15 protein-coding genes and 1 tRNA gene are annotated in these 16,039 nt (G+C 70.9%); 3 read left to right on the top strand and 13 right to left on the bottom strand.

Annotated features, from left to right (window positions below):
* The 6 genes from ACFY04_RS03305 to ACFY04_RS03330 all read right to left on the bottom strand — a co-directional run bounded on the left by ACFY04_RS03305 (position 1) and on the right by ACFY04_RS03330 (position 3,996).
* A tRNA-Ala gene (locus ACFY04_RS03305) sits at positions 1 to 73 on the bottom strand.
* A 123-nt stretch (positions 74 to 196) separates the two neighbouring features.
* On the bottom strand, positions 197 to 838 hold the full coding sequence (locus ACFY04_RS03310; RefSeq protein WP_389113980.1) for a histidine phosphatase family protein: 642 nt from the start codon (positions 836 to 838) through the stop codon (positions 197 to 199).
* Positions 839 to 849: 11 nt separating this feature from the next.
* Positions 850 to 1,296: a ribosome silencing factor gene (gene rsfS, locus ACFY04_RS03315; protein ID WP_030008628.1), complete on the bottom strand. Its 447-nt coding sequence runs from the start codon at positions 1,294 to 1,296 to the stop codon at positions 850 to 852.
* Between the two features lie 119 nt (positions 1,297 to 1,415).
* Positions 1,416 to 3,131: an LCP family protein gene (locus tag ACFY04_RS03320; RefSeq protein WP_389113981.1), complete on the bottom strand. Its 1,716-nt coding sequence runs from the start codon at positions 3,129 to 3,131 to the stop codon at positions 1,416 to 1,418.
* A gap of 24 nt (positions 3,132 to 3,155) precedes the next feature.
* A complete protein-coding gene (gene nadD / locus ACFY04_RS03325) occupies positions 3,156 to 3,773 on the bottom strand; it encodes a nicotinate-nucleotide adenylyltransferase (RefSeq protein WP_030008626.1) in 618 nt (205 codons plus the stop codon).
* 55 nt (positions 3,774 to 3,828) lie between these two features.
* Complete coding sequence (locus ACFY04_RS03330) at positions 3,829 to 3,996, bottom strand: hypothetical protein (protein WP_314244820.1); 168 nt, start codon at positions 3,994 to 3,996, stop codon at positions 3,829 to 3,831.
* 140 nt (positions 3,997 to 4,136) lie between these two features.
* Here ACFY04_RS03330 and ACFY04_RS03335 point away from each other — a divergent pair, with 140 nt between their 5' ends.
* Positions 4,137 to 5,207: a M48 family metallopeptidase gene (locus tag ACFY04_RS03335; protein WP_389113982.1), complete on the top strand. Its 1,071-nt coding sequence runs from the start codon at positions 4,137 to 4,139 to the stop codon at positions 5,205 to 5,207.
* Here the strand turns inward: ACFY04_RS03335 and ACFY04_RS03340 are convergent.
* The 7 genes from ACFY04_RS03340 to ACFY04_RS03370 form a co-directional block, all read right to left on the bottom strand.
* Positions 5,191 to 6,369, bottom strand: a complete 1,179-nt coding sequence (locus tag ACFY04_RS03340; RefSeq protein ID WP_389113983.1) for a hypothetical protein — start codon at positions 6,367 to 6,369, stop codon at positions 5,191 to 5,193. The genes ACFY04_RS03335 and ACFY04_RS03340 overlap by 17 nt on opposite strands.
* A 68-nt stretch (positions 6,370 to 6,437) precedes the next feature.
* Entirely contained in the window at positions 6,438 to 6,989 is a 552-nt protein-coding gene (locus ACFY04_RS03345) for a hypothetical protein (protein ID WP_314244815.1), read from the bottom strand.
* 77 nt (positions 6,990 to 7,066) lie between these two features.
* Positions 7,067 to 8,350 (bottom strand): glutamate-5-semialdehyde dehydrogenase, encoded by a 1,284-nt coding sequence (locus ACFY04_RS03350; protein WP_389113984.1) that lies wholly within the window; start codon positions 8,348 to 8,350, stop codon positions 7,067 to 7,069.
* Between the two features lie 219 nt (positions 8,351 to 8,569).
* The gene (locus ACFY04_RS03355; protein WP_389114279.1) at positions 8,570 to 9,034 is read right to left on the bottom strand and encodes a hypothetical protein; all 465 of its coding nucleotides are present in this window, start codon (positions 9,032 to 9,034) and stop codon (positions 8,570 to 8,572) included.
* A gap of 34 nt (positions 9,035 to 9,068) precedes the next feature.
* Positions 9,069 to 10,196 carry a glutamate 5-kinase gene (gene proB / locus ACFY04_RS03360; RefSeq protein ID WP_189964274.1) on the bottom strand — a complete coding sequence of 376 codons (1,128 nt, stop codon included), beginning with the start codon at positions 10,194 to 10,196 and terminating at the stop codon, positions 9,069 to 9,071.
* 91 nt (positions 10,197 to 10,287) lie between these two features.
* Positions 10,288 to 10,719 (bottom strand): GtrA family protein, encoded by a 432-nt coding sequence (locus tag ACFY04_RS03365; RefSeq protein ID WP_314244809.1) that lies wholly within the window; start codon positions 10,717 to 10,719, stop codon positions 10,288 to 10,290.
* Positions 10,716 to 11,717, bottom strand: coding sequence for a glycosyltransferase family 2 protein (locus ACFY04_RS03370; protein WP_037711621.1), 1,002 nt, complete (start codon positions 11,715 to 11,717; stop codon positions 10,716 to 10,718). Before ACFY04_RS03370 ends, ACFY04_RS03365 begins: the two co-directional genes overlap by 4 nt.
* A gap of 183 nt (positions 11,718 to 11,900) precedes the next feature.
* Between ACFY04_RS03370 and ACFY04_RS03375 the strand changes: the two genes are divergently transcribed.
* Together ACFY04_RS03375 and ACFY04_RS03380 are read left to right on the top strand one after the other, a co-directional pair.
* Positions 11,901 to 14,780 carry a CDP-glycerol glycerophosphotransferase family protein gene (locus ACFY04_RS03375; protein WP_389113985.1) on the top strand — a complete coding sequence of 960 codons (2,880 nt, stop codon included), beginning with the start codon at positions 11,901 to 11,903 and terminating at the stop codon, positions 14,778 to 14,780.
* On the top strand, positions 14,777 to 15,949 hold the full coding sequence (locus ACFY04_RS03380) for a glycosyltransferase (protein WP_389113986.1): 1,173 nt from the start codon (positions 14,777 to 14,779) through the stop codon (positions 15,947 to 15,949). The genes ACFY04_RS03375 and ACFY04_RS03380 overlap by 4 nt, the downstream gene beginning before the upstream one ends.
* Positions 15,950 to 16,039: the final 90 nt, after the last annotated feature.

Consider the following 16,039-nt stretch of genomic DNA (forward strand, 5'->3'; position numbering starts at 1 on the left):
TGGAGCTAAGGAGAATTGAACTCCTGACCTCCTGCATGCCATGCAGGCGCTCTACCAACTGAGCTATAGCCCCGCTCTCCGCCGCGCTCCCCCCGTCTCCGGTGTTCTGCGCTGCGAACAAGAAGAACTCTAGCCTGTGACCAGCCGGAAAGTGAAATCCGGGTGGCAGCCCCACCGGGGAGCGGCGGAAGGCCGCTCAGTCGTCGTCGCCGAGCACCGGTTCCGGCAGCGTGCCGGCGTTGTGCTCCAGCAGACGCCAGCCGCGCGCGCCCTCACCGAGGACGGACCAGCAGCAGTTGGAGAGCCCGCCGAGGCCCTCCCAGTAGTACGACTCCAGGCCCAGCAGGCGCCCGATCGTCGTACGGATCGTGCCGCCGTGGCTGACCACGACGAGGGTGCCGGACTCCGGCAGGCGGCCGGTGTGTTCCAGCACCACCGGCGCTGCGCGGTCGGCGACCTCGGTCTCCAGCTCACCGCCGCCGCGGCGGACCGGTTCGCCGCGCTTCCACGCCGAATACTGCTCGCCGTACTTCTCGAGGATCTCGTCGTGCGTGAGGCCCTGCCACTCGCCGGCGTACGTCTCGCGCAGTGCCGCGTCGTGCGACACCGTCAGCCCCGTGAGGGCCGCCAGCTCGGCAGCCGTGGCGGAGGCGCGCTGCAGGTCGGAGGCCACGATGGCATCCGGCTTCAGCGAGGCGAGCAACCGCGCGGAGCGGCGCGCCTGCGCCACACCCGCCTCGGTCAGCTCGATGTCCGTGGAGCCCTGGAAGCGGCGCTCCAGGTTCCACGAGGTCTGGCCGTGCCGCCAGAGGACGATCTTCCTGCCGGACTTGCCCAAGGTGGTCGCGCTCAGAACAGATCACCGTCCAGTTCGTCGTCGCCCGCCGCCTCGCGCAGCTTGGCGTGCTCCTCGGCCTTGCCGATGGTGAGCTTGGCGTCCTCGGGGAGCTCGATCTCGGGGCAGTCCTTCCACAGGCGCTCCAGCGCGTAGAAGACTCGCTCCTCGCTGTGCTGGACGTGGACGACGATGTCGACGTAGTCGAGCAGGATCCAGCGGGCGTCGCGGTCGCCCTCGCGGCGCACCGGCTTGGCGCCGAGCTCCTTGAGCAGGCGCTCCTCGATCTCGTCGACGATCGACTTGACCTGGCGGTCGTTGGGCGCCGAGGCGAGCAGGAAGGCGTCGGTGATCGACAGCACGTCGCTGACGTCGTACGCGATGATGTCGTGCGCGAGCCGGTCGGCCGCGGCCTGGGCGGCGGCGGTGATGAGCTCGATGGAGCGGTCCGTGGCGGTCACTGGCCATGCTTTCGGGTTGGCGGGCAGATCCTTACAAGGGTCTCATGTACCGCCGACACCGCCCGCGCGCAGCGTCGCGCGCGGGCGAAAGCCTCCCTCGGGGCCGCTCCGGAGCCTGGTCAGGACGCCTTGTAGTCCTTGCCCAGGATCACCACGATCTCCGCGTTCACCGCGTTCTCGGCCTTCTTCACGGCCGTCTCGGGCAGTCCCAGCGTCTTGGCGACCTCGATCGCGCGGTCCCGCTGCGCGTCGTCCTGGTAGGTGATCTGCGAGGTGGCCGCCGTCTTGTCGGCCTTGCCGCCGTCGACGAAGGCGTAGCCGCCGTTCATCAGCGTCGCCTTCGCCGCGACCTGCAGCTTCTCGTCGCCGGTGGCGTCCTTGAGGCCGACACGCGGGGCCGCACCGGGCTGCGCCGCGGCGCCGGAGCCGCCCAGCACCTCCTTGACGACCGACTTGTTCGCGTCGTCCGTGAGCGTGCCGTCCGCCTTCACCGCGAGGACGTCCGTGCGGTACGCGCCCACCTTGGCGTGCGCGCCGAGCCGGGACAGCAGGGCCCCGAGGGTCTGCGCGTTCAGGGCCGGATCGAGGATCTGGCCGATGCTGTCGACGGTCACGGCCGCCGCCTTCGGGTCGCTCGGAACCTTGCGCAGCACCGCCTGCAGCACCTTGCCCACGCGTTCCAGCTGCTTGGCCTCCGGTTCACCCTGCCCGCGGAACGTGGCGTACGCCACGGCCATCGGGCCGCTCAGGCTCTGCTTCTGGCCCTGGGCCACGGCCGGGGTCTTGGCCGCGTCGTCGGCCGGGACCGCGGTGTCGGTGTCGACCTCGATGCCGCCGACCAGCTCGACCAGGTTCTCCAGGAAGGGGGTGTCCAGGCGCCAGGTGCCGCCGATGCGGGTGCCCAGCACGGAGTCGAGGGCCTCGCGGGTGCCGAGACCGCCTTCCTCGACGGACTTGCCGAGCCCCGTCGGCGTCCCGTCCTGGCCGGTGACGGCCAGGGCGTTCGGCAGCAGGACGGTGGCACCCTTCTTGGTGGTGACGTTGTCGACGAGCAGCGCCGAGGAGGTGCCGCCCTTCTTGGTGTTGTGCAGGTGGACGACGATGATGTCCCGCTTCTGCGCGCCGGCGTCGGCGGTCGCGCCGGTCTTCTTCTCGCCGGGGCCGTCGAGGAAGGGCAGCTTGCCCGCGTACCAGAGGTAGCCGAGGCCGCCGACGGCGAACAGGGCGAGGACGACGATCAGCGCCACCACCCGGTTGCGGCCGCGGCGGCGGGCCTCCTCGCGGCGTTCGGTGCGGCTCTCGGTGAATTTGAGCCAGTCGATGACGTCCTCGGAGTCCTCGTCCGGCTGGTCGATGAAGGCGAACATCTCGGTGCGGTAGTCCCGGTCCGCCTGCGGCTCGCCGTCGCGCCCGCGGTCGCGCTCGTCGCCCCGCGCACCGCCCTCATCGGCGTCCGGCCGGCGCGGCTCGGGGACCTGGGTGGCCGGCCGCTCGGCGGGGGCCGGGGGCTCCGGTGCGGTCTGCTGCGGGATCCACTGCTGGGTCTGCTGCGTGTCGTACCCGTAGGCGGGCGCCTGGGTGTACTCCTGCTGCCCGTGCCCCTGGGCGGCCGGCTGCTGCGGGTAGTACTGCTGCTGTTGCGGCTGCTGCTGGCCGTAGCCCTGGTAGTCGTAGCCGTACTGCTGCTGCTCGTACTGCTGCCCGTACTGCTGCGGGGCGGGCTGGGCGGGCTGCGCGGGCACCTGGCCGTACACCGGCCGCCCGTACGCGTCGTAACCGACGAGCTGCTGCTCCTGGGCGGCATACGGGTCGTACGGATCCTGTCGGTCGTTCACCGCGGGGCCCCTCTCTCCGGAAGCTCAGGCTCCCCGGTACAGCTCACGCTTGTCGATGTATCGCACGACACCGTCGGGCACCAGGTACCAGACAGGATCCCCCTGGGCCACCCTCGCACGGCAGTCGGTGGACGAGATCGCCAGCGCGGGCACCTCCACCAGGGAGACGCCGCCCTCCGGGAGCCCGTCGTCGGTGAGCACGTGGCCCGGCCGGGTGACTCCGATGAAGTGGGAGAGCGAGAAGAGCTCTTCGGCGTTACGCCAGGTCAGGATCTGTGCGAGCGCGTCGGCACCGGTGATGAAGAACAGGTCGGCATCGTCGTTCTGCGCCTTCAGGTCCCGCAGGGTGTCGATGGTGTACGTCGGCCCGCCGCGGTCGATGTCGATGCGGCTCACCGAGAACTGCGGGTTCGAGGCGGTGGCGATGACCGTCATCAGGTAGCGGTCCTCGGCCGGCGACACGGCCCGCTGCGACTTCTGCCACGGCTCGCCGGTCGGCACGAACATCACCTCGTCGAGGTGGAAAAGGGCGGCCACCTCGCTGGCGGCCACCAGGTGTCCGTGATGGATCGGGTCGAATGTCCCGCCCATCACTCCGAGCCGGCGCTTGACCGGACCGGTAGGCATCTCCTGCTCTCCCATGAGCGCAGAGCCTACTGGCCCGGGGGACGCGGCGTTCTCGGCGGGTTCAGCGGGTTCAGCGGTCGCGGTTCAGGCGCGTGGTGACCCAGAGCATCAGCATCAGGATCAGGAAGGCACCGCCGCCGGTCAGGTACGGGTTCAGGCTGTCGTGGTTGCCGCCGTGCTGCTCGGCCCCCTCCGAGGCGAGGACGACCAGGTTGTGGGCGGTGGTGGAGAGGCTCATCAGGCAGATACCTATCGAGTCGGGGAGCGGGCGGAGACTTCGCTCACATCGTATGCGGGGGCCTGGGGCACGCTCACGCCGACTCAGGCGTTGGAGAGGATAGACGCAGGGACGAGCAGGTTCATCCAGGGGAGGGCGCTATGACGGAAACAGGGTTCGAGAAGACACCGGCGCGGGACCGAAGGCGGTTCCCCGGCATCTCGTCGCGGGCGTACGAGCATCCGGCGGACCGCTCCGCGCTCGTGGCGCTGCGCAAGCTGAGCGGCTTCGACACGGTGTTCAAGGCGCTGAGCGCGCTGCTTCCGGAGCGGAGCCTGAGGCTGCTGTTCCTGTCGGAGTCGGTGCGGGTGGGCGAGACGCAGTTCCCGCACCTGCACGCGATGCTGCGCGACGCCTGTTACATCCTGGACCTGGAGAAGGTCCCGCAGATGTACGTGCAGCAGGACGCGAACCCCAACGCCATGTGCATCGGGCTGGACGAGCCGATCATCGTGGTGACCACGGGCCTCGTCGAGCTGCTCGACGAGGAGGAGATGCGTGCGGTGGTGGGCCACGAGGTGGGCCACGCGCTGTCGGGGCACGCCGTCTACCGCACGGTCCTGCTGTTCCTGACCAACCTGGCGCTGAAGATCGCGTGGATCCCGCTGGGCAATGTGGCGATCATGACGATCGTGACCGCGCTGCGGGAGTGGTTCCGCAAGTCGGAGCTCTCGGCCGACCGGGCCGGGCTGCTGGTGGGGCAGGACGTGCAGGCCTCGATGCGGGGGCTGATGAAGATCGCGGGCGGCAATCACCTCCACGAGATGAACGTGGACGCCTTCCTGGCCCAGGCCGAGGAGTACGAGTCGAGCGGCGATCTGCGCGACTCCGTGCTGAAGATCCTGAATCTGCTGCCCCGGACGCACCCCTTCACCACGGTGCGGGCGGCCGAGCTGAAGAAGTGGGCGGAGAGCCGCGACCACCAGCGGATCATGGACGGCCACTACCCGCGGCGGGACGAGGACAAGGACACCTCGGTGGCCGACTCCTTCCGGCAGTCCGCCGCGCACTACGCCGACTCGGTGCGCACCAGCAAGGACCCGCTGCTGAAGCTGGTGGGCGACATCGCGGGCGGCGCGGGCGACCTGGGCGGCAAGCTCCGCGACAAGTTCACGGGCGCCGGAGCCGGCACCGCGCCGCAGGACAAGGGCGGGGCTACGGAGCAGGGCTGACGGGAACGGCCTGCGGCGGCGGGGGCGGTGTCGCGGGCGAGGTGACGGCCGGGGTCGTCGGCGAGGCCAGGACTCCGCACAGCCCGGCCGCGCGCCGCGGCCGGCCACCGGCGTACGGGTCGCTCGCGGCCGGGCCCACCGTGGTCGGGCCGGCTCCGGCCAGGAGCGGGCGGAAGGCTCCGGCCGGGTCTGCGGAGCAGTCCTGCGGCCCGGCCATCACATAGGCCGAGGCCAGCTCCAGCCGCCGGGCCGTCAGGTCCTCCCGGTCGAAGCGCAGCCGCAGCTCGCGCCGGACGGTGAAGAGCGAGGCGCCGTCCGCCGCGGCCGGGGATCCGGTGGCGGGCCGTACGGCGTAGACGAAGGTGTGGTCGGTGGTGACCTCCAGCATGTCGGGGGCCACCTCCTCGAAGGCGAGCGTGCCGCTCACCCGGACCCGGGAGTCGGCCACGACGGCGGCCTGGTCGAAGCGGACCAGCCAGCCGGTGGCCGCGTGGCGGCCGTCGCCGGAGGGCGAGGTCATGCTGCGGTCGAACTGCGCCAGCTGGTCGGGGTCGAGCAGGACGCGCACCGGGCGGGAGGCCGCTCCGGCGAGGATGTCGGGGTCCAGCGAGGACTGCACCAGGTAGTCCTTGGCGATGGACAGCGCGGCGACGACCTGGGCGTCGGTGAAGTGGTGCGTGCGGCGCACGGCGGGCAGGGTGATGCCGGCCGCTCCGACCCGGTAGTCGGCGGCGGGGCTCTTCGCGTACAGCTCGGCGGGGCGCCCGCCGGACACGTGGGCGGTCGGCGCGAGCGGGACCACGGTGCTGCTGAGCGCCTGGGCGGGTCCCCCGGACGGGGGCACGTAGGGGTTGCGCAGCCCCATGTAGACGGCGAAGGCGAAGGCCGTGGCGATGAGCAGCACGAGCAGCATGCCCTGCCGTGCGCCCCGGCCGGGAGTGCTGGTCCGGGACGCGGGGCCGCTGCCGGACCAGATGGACCGGCTGCGCACCGCGCGGGCGTGTTCGCCCATGCGTTCCTGAGCGGAGTACTCCTGGAGCCGGGCAGCCCGGACGAAGTCCTCGTCGAACACCACGGACCGGTACTCGTCCGACCGGAAGTCGTCGTCGCCCCCGCCCATGCCCTCGGGGGTGCTGTTGGGTGGATCTCCTGGCACGGCCATCGCTTCTCCCCGCTGTCCCCGCTTCAGAGAAGCCCCCGGCTCCGGCGTACGCGAGTGGGGTCGTACCTTCAGGGTTGGCGAACGGAGGGGTACGTAAACGCACCGACGCCGGTGACTTCACCCCTGGGGGTGCTGGCGGGCGCCGGAGCGGGGTCAGCCTCACCCGAGGCACTGCGGTACACGGCGCTGAAGGCGAGCGCGACCATGCCGAGGCCCATCACGAAGGCGAGCACCCAGGCGACGGGGCGCAGCCACGGTGCGCGTCCGCGGTAGGGACGCAGGCTGCCGCCGTAGGCCCCGTACGGGCCGTAGGGGTATCCGTGGCCGCCGTCGTGGTCCCAGCCGTGGTCGTCGTCGTACCCGTCGGGGTGACCGTATCCGTAGCTGTCGTAGTCGTCGTCGCCCGTCCAGCCGCCGGCCACGGCACGGGCGGCTTCGGCCTCCGCGCGCGCTCGGTCGGCCGCCCGCTGGCGCTCGGCGGCGCTCGGTTCACGGATCTCGGCGTTCCGGACGAAGTCCTCGTCGAACACCACGGAGGCGAAGTCGTACTCCGCGCCTCCGCGGTCGTCGTCGGGCTCCCCGTCGTCCGGGAACGGCTTGCCCCCCACGTCGTCCGGCACGGGGCCAGCCTAGACCTGGGGGGCCTCCTTGGGCAGGGTGTACGCCGAAATCCGGCCACACCGCGCTCAGAGCTTGACTACCGAACGTGACCGTCGCCGGTGACGATGTACTTGGTGGAGGTCAGCTCGGGAAGCCCCATCGGGCCCCTGGCGTGCAGCTTCTGGGTGGAGATACCGATCTCCGCACCGAAGCCGAACTGGCCACCGTCCGTGAACCGAGTGGATGCATTCACGGCGACGGTGGTCGAGTCGACCAGCTGGGTGAAGCGGCGCGCGGCGGCCTGCGAGGTGGTGACGATCGCCTCGGTGTGGCCGGAGGTCCAGCGGCGGATGTGGGTGACGGCGTCGTCGAGGGAGTCCACGACTCCGGCGGCGATGTCGTAGGAGAGGTACTCGGCGGCCCAGTCCTCGTCCGTGGCGGGCAGGGCGGTGACCTTGCCGCCTTCGGCGGCGGCGAGGACCCGGGCGTCGCCGTGCACGGTGACGTCGGCGTCGGCGAGCGCGTCGAGGGCGCGCGGCAGGAAGGCGTCGGCGATGTCGCGGTGGACGAGGAGGGTCTCGGCGGAGTTGCAGACGGAGGGCCGCTGGGCCTTGGAGTTGATGAGGATGTCCACCGCCATGTCCAGGTCGGCCTGGGCGTCGACGTAGACGTGGCAGTTGCCGGTACCGGTCTCGATGACCGGGACGGTGGACTCCTCGACCACGGTCTTGATGAGGGAGGCGCCGCCGCGCGGGATGAGCACGTCGACGAGGCCGCGGGCGCGCATCAGCTCACGGACGGAGTCGCGGGACTCGCCGGGGACGAGCTGGATCGCGTCGGCGGGCAGGCCGGCGCTCTCGACGGCGTCCCGCAGGATGGCGACGAGCGCGGTGTTGGAGGAGTAGGCGGAGGAACTGCCGCGCAGGAGGACCGCGTTGCCGGACTTGAGACAGAGGGCGGCGGCGTCGACGGTGACGTTGGGGCGGGCCTCGTAGATGATGCCGACGACGCCGAGCGGGACGCGGATCTGCCGGAGGTCGATGCCGTTGGGGAGGGTGCTGCCGCGGACGACCTCGCCGACGGGGTCGGGGAGGGCGGCGACGTCGCGGACGTCGGAGGCGATGGCGGCGACCCGCTCGGCGGTGAGGGTGAGGCGGTCGATGACGGTCTCACTGGTGCCGGCGGCACGGGCCTTGTCCGTGTCCACGGCGTTGGCGGCGATGATCTCGGCCGTACGGGCCTCCAGCGCGTCCGCGATCGCCAGCAGGGCGGTGTCCTTGGCGGACCGCGGGAGTGGGGCGATGGCCGCGGCGGCGGTGCGGGACCGCTGCGCGGTGGCGAGGACGGGCGAGGTGGCGGTGGCGGCATCGAGCGAGGTCATGCCGCCCAGGGTAATCCCCCGCCGGTACCCCGCCGCTGGGGTTCCACCCCGCGAGACGGCGGGCGCCGGCCGTCTGCGGGGCCGCTGCGCGGGGTCTTCTCCCCGCCCCGCCCTTTCGCCGTTTCCCGGGCTCTGCCCGGACCCCGGTCCTCAAGCGCCGGAGGGGCTGGACGGTCCCGGAGCGGCTGAATGGTCCGGACGGTGCCGGAGGGGCTGGGGCTAGTACGGGTGGACGCCTACCGGGTGGGCCGGGGGTGGGCCGTAGCCCTCCGCCACACGCTGGTGGTAGGTGGCGCGGTCGATGACCTCCAGGCCGACGATCTCCCAGGGCGGGAGCTTCGCCGAGGAGCGGTGTTCGCCCCACAGGCGAAGGGCGACGGCCGCCGCGTCGTGGAGGTCCCGGGCCTCTTCCCAGTAACGGATCTCCGCGTGGTCGTCGGCGTACCGGCTGGTCAGCAGGAAGGGATGGTCGTGGGCCAGTTGCTCCAGCCCGCGCCGGACCTCGGACAGCGGGGCCGGCTTGCCGGAGACGCTCAGGGTCACGTGCCACAGGCGCGATGCGTGATCCTGCTCCTCGCCGCCACCGCCGCCGCCGTCCCCTGTGCCGACGCTGGTCAGCGCTCGTCTCACCAGCCGCCTCCTGTCTCCGCCACGCGGGTCCGCCCGCCCCTCACAGTTGACCAGTCCCCGGGCCGCCGCGCTCCGCTTTTACCGAACCTCAGCCCTCCAGCAGGACCAGATCGTCCCGGTGGACGACCTCCCGCTCGTACGCGGGTCCGAGTTCCCGCGCGAGCTCGCGAGTGGAGCGGCCGAGGAGCTGCGGGAGCTCCTTGGCGTCGAAGTTGACCAGGCCCCGGGCCACGGCTCGGCCGTCCGCGGCGCGCAGTTCCACCGGGTCCCCGGCGACGAAGTCGCCCTCGACCGCCGCGATCCCGGCGGGCAGCAGCGAGCTGCCGCGCTCGGTGACCGCGCGGACGGCGCCGTCGTCCAGGACCAGGTGCCCCTGCGGGGTCGACGCGTGCTGGAGCCAGAGCAGCCGGTCCGCCGAGCGGCGCCCGGTGGCGTGGAACAGCGTGCCCGTCCCCCGTCCGGCGAGGGCGTCGGCGGCCTGGCTCGCGGAGGTCAGCACCACGGGGATCCCGGCGGCCGCCGCGATCCGGGCCGCCTCGACCTTGGTGACCATGCCGCCGGTGCCCACGCCCGCCTTGCCGGCGCTGCCGATGGAGACGTGCGCGATGTCCTCGGGCCCGCGGACCTCTTCGATGCGCGTGGTGCCGGGCTGGGACGGGTCGCCGTCGTAGAGGCCGTCCACGTCCGAGAGGAGGACGAGGAGGTCGGCGCGGACGAGGTGGGCGACGAGGGCCGCCAGCCGGTCGTTGTCGCCGAAGCGGATCTCGTCCGTGGCGACGGTGTCGTTCTCGTTGACGACGGGGAGGGCGCCCATGGCGAGCAGCTGGTCGAGGGTGCGGTAGGCGTTGCGGTAGTGGGCGCGGCGGCTGGTGTCGTCGGTGGTGAGGAGCACCTGGCCGACGCGGACCCCGTACCGGGCGAAGGAGGCGGTGTAGCGGGCGACGAGCAGGCCCTGGCCGACGCTCGCGGCGGCCTGCTGCCGGGCCAGGTCCTTGGGCCGGCGGCGCAGGCCGAGCGGGGAGAGCCCGGCGGCGATGGCTCCGCTGGAGACGAGGACGATCTCCTTCTCGCCTCCGCTGCGGGCCTTGGCGAGGACGTCGACGAGCGCGTCCACCCGGTCGGCGTCGAGTCCGCCGGCCGCGGTGGTCAGGGAGGAGGAGCCGACCTTGACTACGATCCTGCGGGCGTCCACGACACCTTGCCTAGCCGCTGACACGTCTGTCCCCTTGCCCCTTGCCGAAATGCCTGTTGCCGAGATGCCTGCCGTCTCAATCTACGGGGTGGGCGCGCGGGGCTGCTCGGGGGTTTCAGACCCTGGACGAGGACCCCGCCTCCACGGGAGCGGCCTCCTCGGCCCGGGCGGCCCCCGGGACGAGGATCTTGCGGGAGAGCAGGAAGGTGAACGGGATCGCCACGACCGCCGCGACCAGCGGGGCGATCCGGGTGTCCATCCCGGCCCAGGTCACCAGCGCGTAGAGGCCGACGGACTGGATGACGAAGTTGGTGATGTTCGTCAGCGGGAAGAGGAGGAACTTCTTCCAGGTCGGCCGGGTCCGGTAGGTGAAGTAGGTGTTCATGAAGAACGAGCCGACCATCGCCAGTACGAAGGCGAGCGAGTAGGCGGCGAAGTACGGCATCCACGGGTGCAGGAGCAGGTAGATGACGAAGAAGGTGCCGGTGTTGACCCCGCCCACGAGGGCGAATCGGAACACCTGGCCGAGCTGGTCCTTGCGGCTCATCGGGCGCTGCGCTCCACGATCGTAGGCTCTGCGACCGGGGCCGCCGGCCGGTCATCGGTCCGCGGGAGCGGCTGTGCTCCGTGCGATTCCTTCACCAGGAAGTGCGGCCTGCGCTTGGCCTCGTAGTAGATGCGGCCGATGTACTCGCCGATCAGGCCCAGCATGATCAACTGTACGCCGCCGAGACCGGTGATGATCGCCACGAGGGTGACGTACCCCGGGGACTCCACGCCGTTGGTGATCGCCATGATCGTGATCCACAGGGCGTACAGGCCGGTCAGGGCGACCAGCGACACGCCGAACCAGATCCCGATCCGCAGCGGCTTGTTGTTGAAGGAGATCAGGCCGTCCATGCCGTAGTTCAGCAGGGCTCCGAACTTCCACTTCGTCTCGCCGGCCTCGCGCTGCGCGTTGCGGTAGTCGAAGTGGACGGTGTCGAAGCCGATCCAGGAGAACAGTCCCTTGGAGAAGCGGTTGTACTCCGGCAGCGACAGCAGTGCGTCCACGGCCGGGCGCGAGAGCATGCGGAAGTCGCCGACGCCGTCGGTGAGCTCCACGTCGACCCAGCGGTTGACGCCCCGGTAGTAGAGGCTGCTGAGGGCGGAGCGGAGCTTCTTGTCGCCCTCGCGCGTCCGGCGGGCGATGATCTGGTCGTGTCCCTGCCGGTAGTGCTCCAGCATGGTCGCGATGAGCTCCGGCGGGTGCTGGAGGTCCGCATCCATGATCACTACGGCGTCGCCCGTGGCCTCGCGCAGGCCCGCGAGCATGCCCGCCTCCTTGCCGAAGTTCCGGCTGAAGGAGACGTACCGGGTCTGGTCGCCGTGCTCGGCGGCGATCTTCCGGAGCTTGTCGAGGGTGCCGTCGCGGCTTCCGTCGTCGACGTAACAGACCTCGTACTCGACGGGGAGGGCGTCCAGAACCCTTCGGATCTCCACGTCGAAGCTGTCGATGACGGCTTCTTCGTTGAAGCAGGGGACAACTACGGACAGCTTCGTCATGAACACTTCCTGCTGGATCCGAACGGGTGATTGTCGGCGGCCGGACCCGCCTCTCACCGCTTCCTTAGAAGTATGCACGGCGAGGGTCGGACGGGAGTCGGGCTGCGGGAGTCGAGGGCGGCACACGGTAGCGTGGACGAGATAAGCGGAATCAGCTGAACGTATCGAAACGAAGGGATCGAGGTGCACGTGCCCGACGTCTCCGTGGTCGTCATCGTCTACAACGACGCAGAGCGTCTGCCGACAGCAGTCCGGTCGGTTCTGGACCAGACCCTGCACAGCGTCGAAGTCGTGATCGTCGACGACTGCAGCAAGGACCGCTCGTACGCGGTCGCCCAGGAACTGGAGTCCGCGCACCCGGGGAGAGTGCGCGCCTTCCAGCTGCCGGAGAACAGCGGCGGCTGCGGTGCGCCGCGCAACCACGGCATCCGGCAGGCCACCGGAACGTATGTGATGTTCCTCGACAGCGACGACGTGCTGGAGCGGAACGCCTGCCGGAACATGCTGGCCGCCGCCGAGCGGACCGGATCCGACCTGGTCTCGGGCATGTGCGTACGCGTGCACCTCGACAACCGGTGGGGCAAGACCACCGAGTGGTACCCCTGGATCTACTCGCGCACCCGCACCCTGGAATCGATCACCGAGTACCCCGACCTGCTGGTCTACGACACCCTCTCCACGAACAAGTGCTACCGGCGCGAGTTCCTGCTGGAGCAGGGCCTGGAGTTCCCGGTCGGCATCCACTACGAGGACCTGCTGTTCTCCGCGCAGGCCTATGTCGCCGCCCGCCGCATCACGCTGATCCCGAACCACGTCTACTTCTGGAACGTGGTCGAGAAGGCCGCGGCCCTGTCGATCAGCAACCGGCGCCACGAGATCGCGAACTTCGTCCACCGGATGGAGATCCACCGCCGCGTCGACCGCCTGCTGGCCGAAAAGGGCCACACGGACATCAAGTCCGCGAAGGACGCCAAGTTCCTCAAGCACGACCTCGTGCTGCACCTGCGCGACCTGCCGCTCCTGAGCGACGAGTACCGCCAGGAGTTCGCCCGCCTCGCCAACGGCTACCTCGCGGGGATCGACCCGGCCGCGTACGAGAACGTCACCTACCTCCAGGCGATCTGCGCCTACCTGCTGGGCAAGGAGGACTGGGACAATCTGCTCCCGGCCGCCGACGCCATGACCAACAAGGGCCGGCTCACCTCCCCGCTCGCCGAGCGTGACGGCCGCGTCTACTGGTGTGCGCAGCACATCGACGGTCCCGACGGCGCCGAGGCCCGCCGGATACTGGACGTCACCGAGCAGGCCTTCCACACCACGCCGCTCACCTCCCTCACCCTGGGCAACCGGCTCGCCTCCTACGAGGACGACGGCCGCGGCACGGTCACCATGTCCGGCTCCGTCGTGAACCCGCTGGGCCGCATCCCGGCCGACGCGGATCTGAAGGCCACGCTCGAATTCCGGGCCCGCCGGCAGATCGGCGTGCGCTCCTTCAGCTTCCCGGTGGAAACCGTCCGCCACGCCGGTGACACGATCGAGTGGACCGGCACCGCCGACGTCGCGAGCACGGTCCGCCCGCTCGGCATCATCGACGCCGTCTGGGACGTGCGCCTCAAGCTGACCGCGGGCGGCGAACGGATCACCACCCGTGTCGCGATCGGCGGGGTCGACCTGGAGTCGGCGGCCCGGCTGCGCGTGCGCCCGCGCCTGACCCGGCTGGTCTCCGACCGCTTCGGGCCGGAGATGACCAAGAAGGGCAACCTCAGCTACGTGTTGAGCGCCGAGGGCGCCGCCGCCGTCCGCACCCAGTCGCTGATCAACAACGCCATACAGGGCAAGGCGGCCGGCGTGGTCAAGCGGGGCCTGCGCAAGGCACTGCGGGCCCGCCGCAACATGGGCTCCGGCGAGCAGAAGGTGAAGATCTACCACGAGGTCTTCTCGAAGCTGCCGATCAAGAAGGGCACGGTCGTCTTCGAGAGCCACATGGGCAAGCAGTACAGCGACAGCCCCAAGGCGATCTACGAGGAGCTGGTCCGCCAGGGCGCGCCGTTCGAGGCGATCTGGTCGTACGCGGGCGCCAAGCCCACCGGCTTCCCCAAGGAGGCCACCCTGGTCAAGCGGTGGAGCTGGCAGTACCTGCGCGCCCTCGCCCAGGCCGAGTACTGGGTCGACAACCAGGGCTTCCCGCTGGCGCTGGCCAAGCGCCCGGGGACCACGTACATCCAGACCTGGCACGGCTCGGCGCTCAAGCGGATGGGCTTCCACGAGCCCCGGACCAAGGCGCAGGGCCGGGCCGGCCAGGCCCGCTTCCAGGCGGCCGTCGACCGCTTCGACCACTTCCTGATCCGCTCCGAGCACGACACCCGCACCCTCGCCAAGGGCTTCCGGCTGCGTGACGAGGTGCTGCTGCGCACGGGCTACCCGCGCAACGACGCCCTCGTCGAGGCGCACCGGACCGAGTCGCACAGCGGTGAGCGGGTACGCGGGCCCCTCGCGGGCGAGCTCGGCATCGACCCGGACAAGAAGGTGCTGCTCTACGCGCCGACCTTCCGGGCGGGCGCGGACGGCGCGGTGGAGGGCTTCACCTTCCCCTTCGACGTGGAGGAGTTCGCGGACCGGCTCGGCGACCGCTTCACGCTGCTGGTGCGGACCCACTACCTCAACAGCGTCTCGCTGCCGCCGTCCGTCGAGGGCCGCGTCATCGACGTGTCCCGGCACCACGACATCACCCCGCTGCTGGCCCTCGCCGACGGTCTGATCACCGACTACTCGTCCGTGATGTTCGACTACGCGGTCCTGGACCGGCCGATGCTGTTCTTCGCGTACGACTACGAGAAGTACGCCACGGACATCCGCGGCACGTACTTCGACCTGAAGGAGAAGGCCCCGGGCCCGGTGGTGGCCACGGCGGACGAACTGCTGCAGGCGCTCGCCGCCTTCGAGGAGGCGGACGTCAAGTACGCCCAGGCGCGGCAGCGGTTCCTCGCCGAGTTCGGCGAGTACGACCGCGGGGACGCGGCCCGCCAGATCGTAGAGAAGTTCTTCACCAGGAGCGGCAAGTGAGCCAGCAGACCGCCACCCCGGGCGGCCGTGACATCTTCATCGTCTCCAACAACGTCGACGAGATCGGTGGCGTGACCACCTGGTCGCACCAGATGGCCCGGCAGTTCACCGACCGCGGCCACCGGGTGCACATCGTGGGCATCGCCCCGGTCGCCGACGACATCCGGCAGAAGCTGCCGCAGGGCCTGCCGTACGAGACGACCACCCTCTACGACGCGCACCCGCCGTCGGCCCGTCGGCTGCGCGGGATCAAGGGCCGGCTGAACGCGCCCGAGCGGCGCCGCCAGGCGGCCCGGCGGGCGCAGATGCGGGTCAAGGCCGAGCAGCTGAGCGAGCTGCTGCGGGCAGCCCGCCCGGGCGGTGTCGTCATCGTCACCCAGGTCTGGGCGATGGAGTGGGTGGCGCTCGCCGACACCAAGGGGCTCACCGTCATCGGGATGAGCCACGAGTCGTTCGAGGCCAGCCAGAAGTCCACCCGCGGGGAGCGGGTCCGCCGCTTCTACCCGCAGGTCGACCGGCTGCTGGTGCTCACCGCCGAGGACGCGGACCTGTGGATCCGGGCGGGCATGGAGAACGTGGGGAGCATGCCGAACCCGCTGCCCTTCATGCCCGGCTCCCCCGCGCCGCGCACGGAGAAGGTCGTGGCGTGCGTCGGCCGCCTCGCCTTCGAGAAGGGCGTCGACCTGCTGCTCGACACCTGGGCGGACGTCGCGCCGCACCACCCCGACTGGACCCTGCGGATCTACGGGGCGGGCGCGGAGGAGGCAACGCTGAAGGCGCACTGCACCTCGCTGGGCCTGGACGACTCCGTGGCGTGGATGGGAAGCACCGACGACGTGCTGGGCGCCCTGCGCGGAGCCTCGGTCTTCGCCCAGGCCTCACGCGCCGAGGGCTTCCCGATCACACTGCTGGAAGCGATGGCGGCGGGCGTGCCGGCGGCCGCCTTCGACTGCGCGCCGGGCGTACGGGAGATCGTCGAGCACGGCGAGGACGGGCTGCTGGCCCGGCTGGGCAACACGATGGAGCTGGCCGGGCACCTGCGCGAGCTGATCTCCGACCGTGAGCTGCGCGACCGGCTCGGGGACAACGCCTTCCACGCGGTGCAGCGTTACTCCAGCCCCGAGATCACCGACCGGTGGGAAGAGCTGTTCTCCTTCCTGGAGCGCTGACCGCACCCTCCACGGCACACAGGTGAAGCAGCCCGCCCCGGATACTCCCGGGGCGGGCTGCTTCACCTATGGCACACGCGGTTCGTTCCC

The sequence above is a fragment of the Streptomyces sp. NPDC001549 genome (genome assembly GCF_042894025.1).
In the GTDB taxonomy this organism is placed as follows: Bacteria; Actinomycetota; Actinomycetes; order Streptomycetales; family Streptomycetaceae; genus Streptomyces; species Streptomyces kutzneri.

What these genes read in the sequence shown, in the direction of transcription:
- ACFY04_RS03350 (WP_389113984.1), bottom strand. Translation starts at nt 8,350, where the DNA reads ATGACCTCGCTCGATGCCGCCACCGCCACCTCGCCCGTCCTCGCCACC.
- ACFY04_RS03370 (WP_037711621.1), bottom strand. Translation starts at nt 11,717, where the DNA reads ATGACGAAGCTGTCCGTAGTTGTCCCCTGCTTCAACGAAGAAGCCGTC.
- ACFY04_RS03365 (WP_314244809.1), bottom strand. Translation starts at nt 10,719, where the DNA reads ATGAGCCGCAAGGACCAGCTCGGCCAGGTGTTCCGATTCGCCCTCGTG.
- ACFY04_RS03330 (WP_314244820.1), bottom strand. Translation starts at nt 3,996, where the DNA reads ATGAGCCTCTCCACCACCGCCCACAACCTGGTCGTCCTCGCCTCGGAG.
- nadD (WP_030008626.1), bottom strand. Translation starts at nt 3,773, where the DNA reads ATGGGAGAGCAGGAGATGCCTACCGGTCCGGTCAAGCGCCGGCTCGGA.
- ACFY04_RS03335 (WP_389113982.1), top strand. Translation starts at nt 4,137, where the DNA reads ATGACGGAAACAGGGTTCGAGAAGACACCGGCGCGGGACCGAAGGCGG.
- ACFY04_RS03340 (WP_389113983.1), bottom strand. Translation starts at nt 6,369, where the DNA reads ATGGCCGTGCCAGGAGATCCACCCAACAGCACCCCCGAGGGCATGGGC.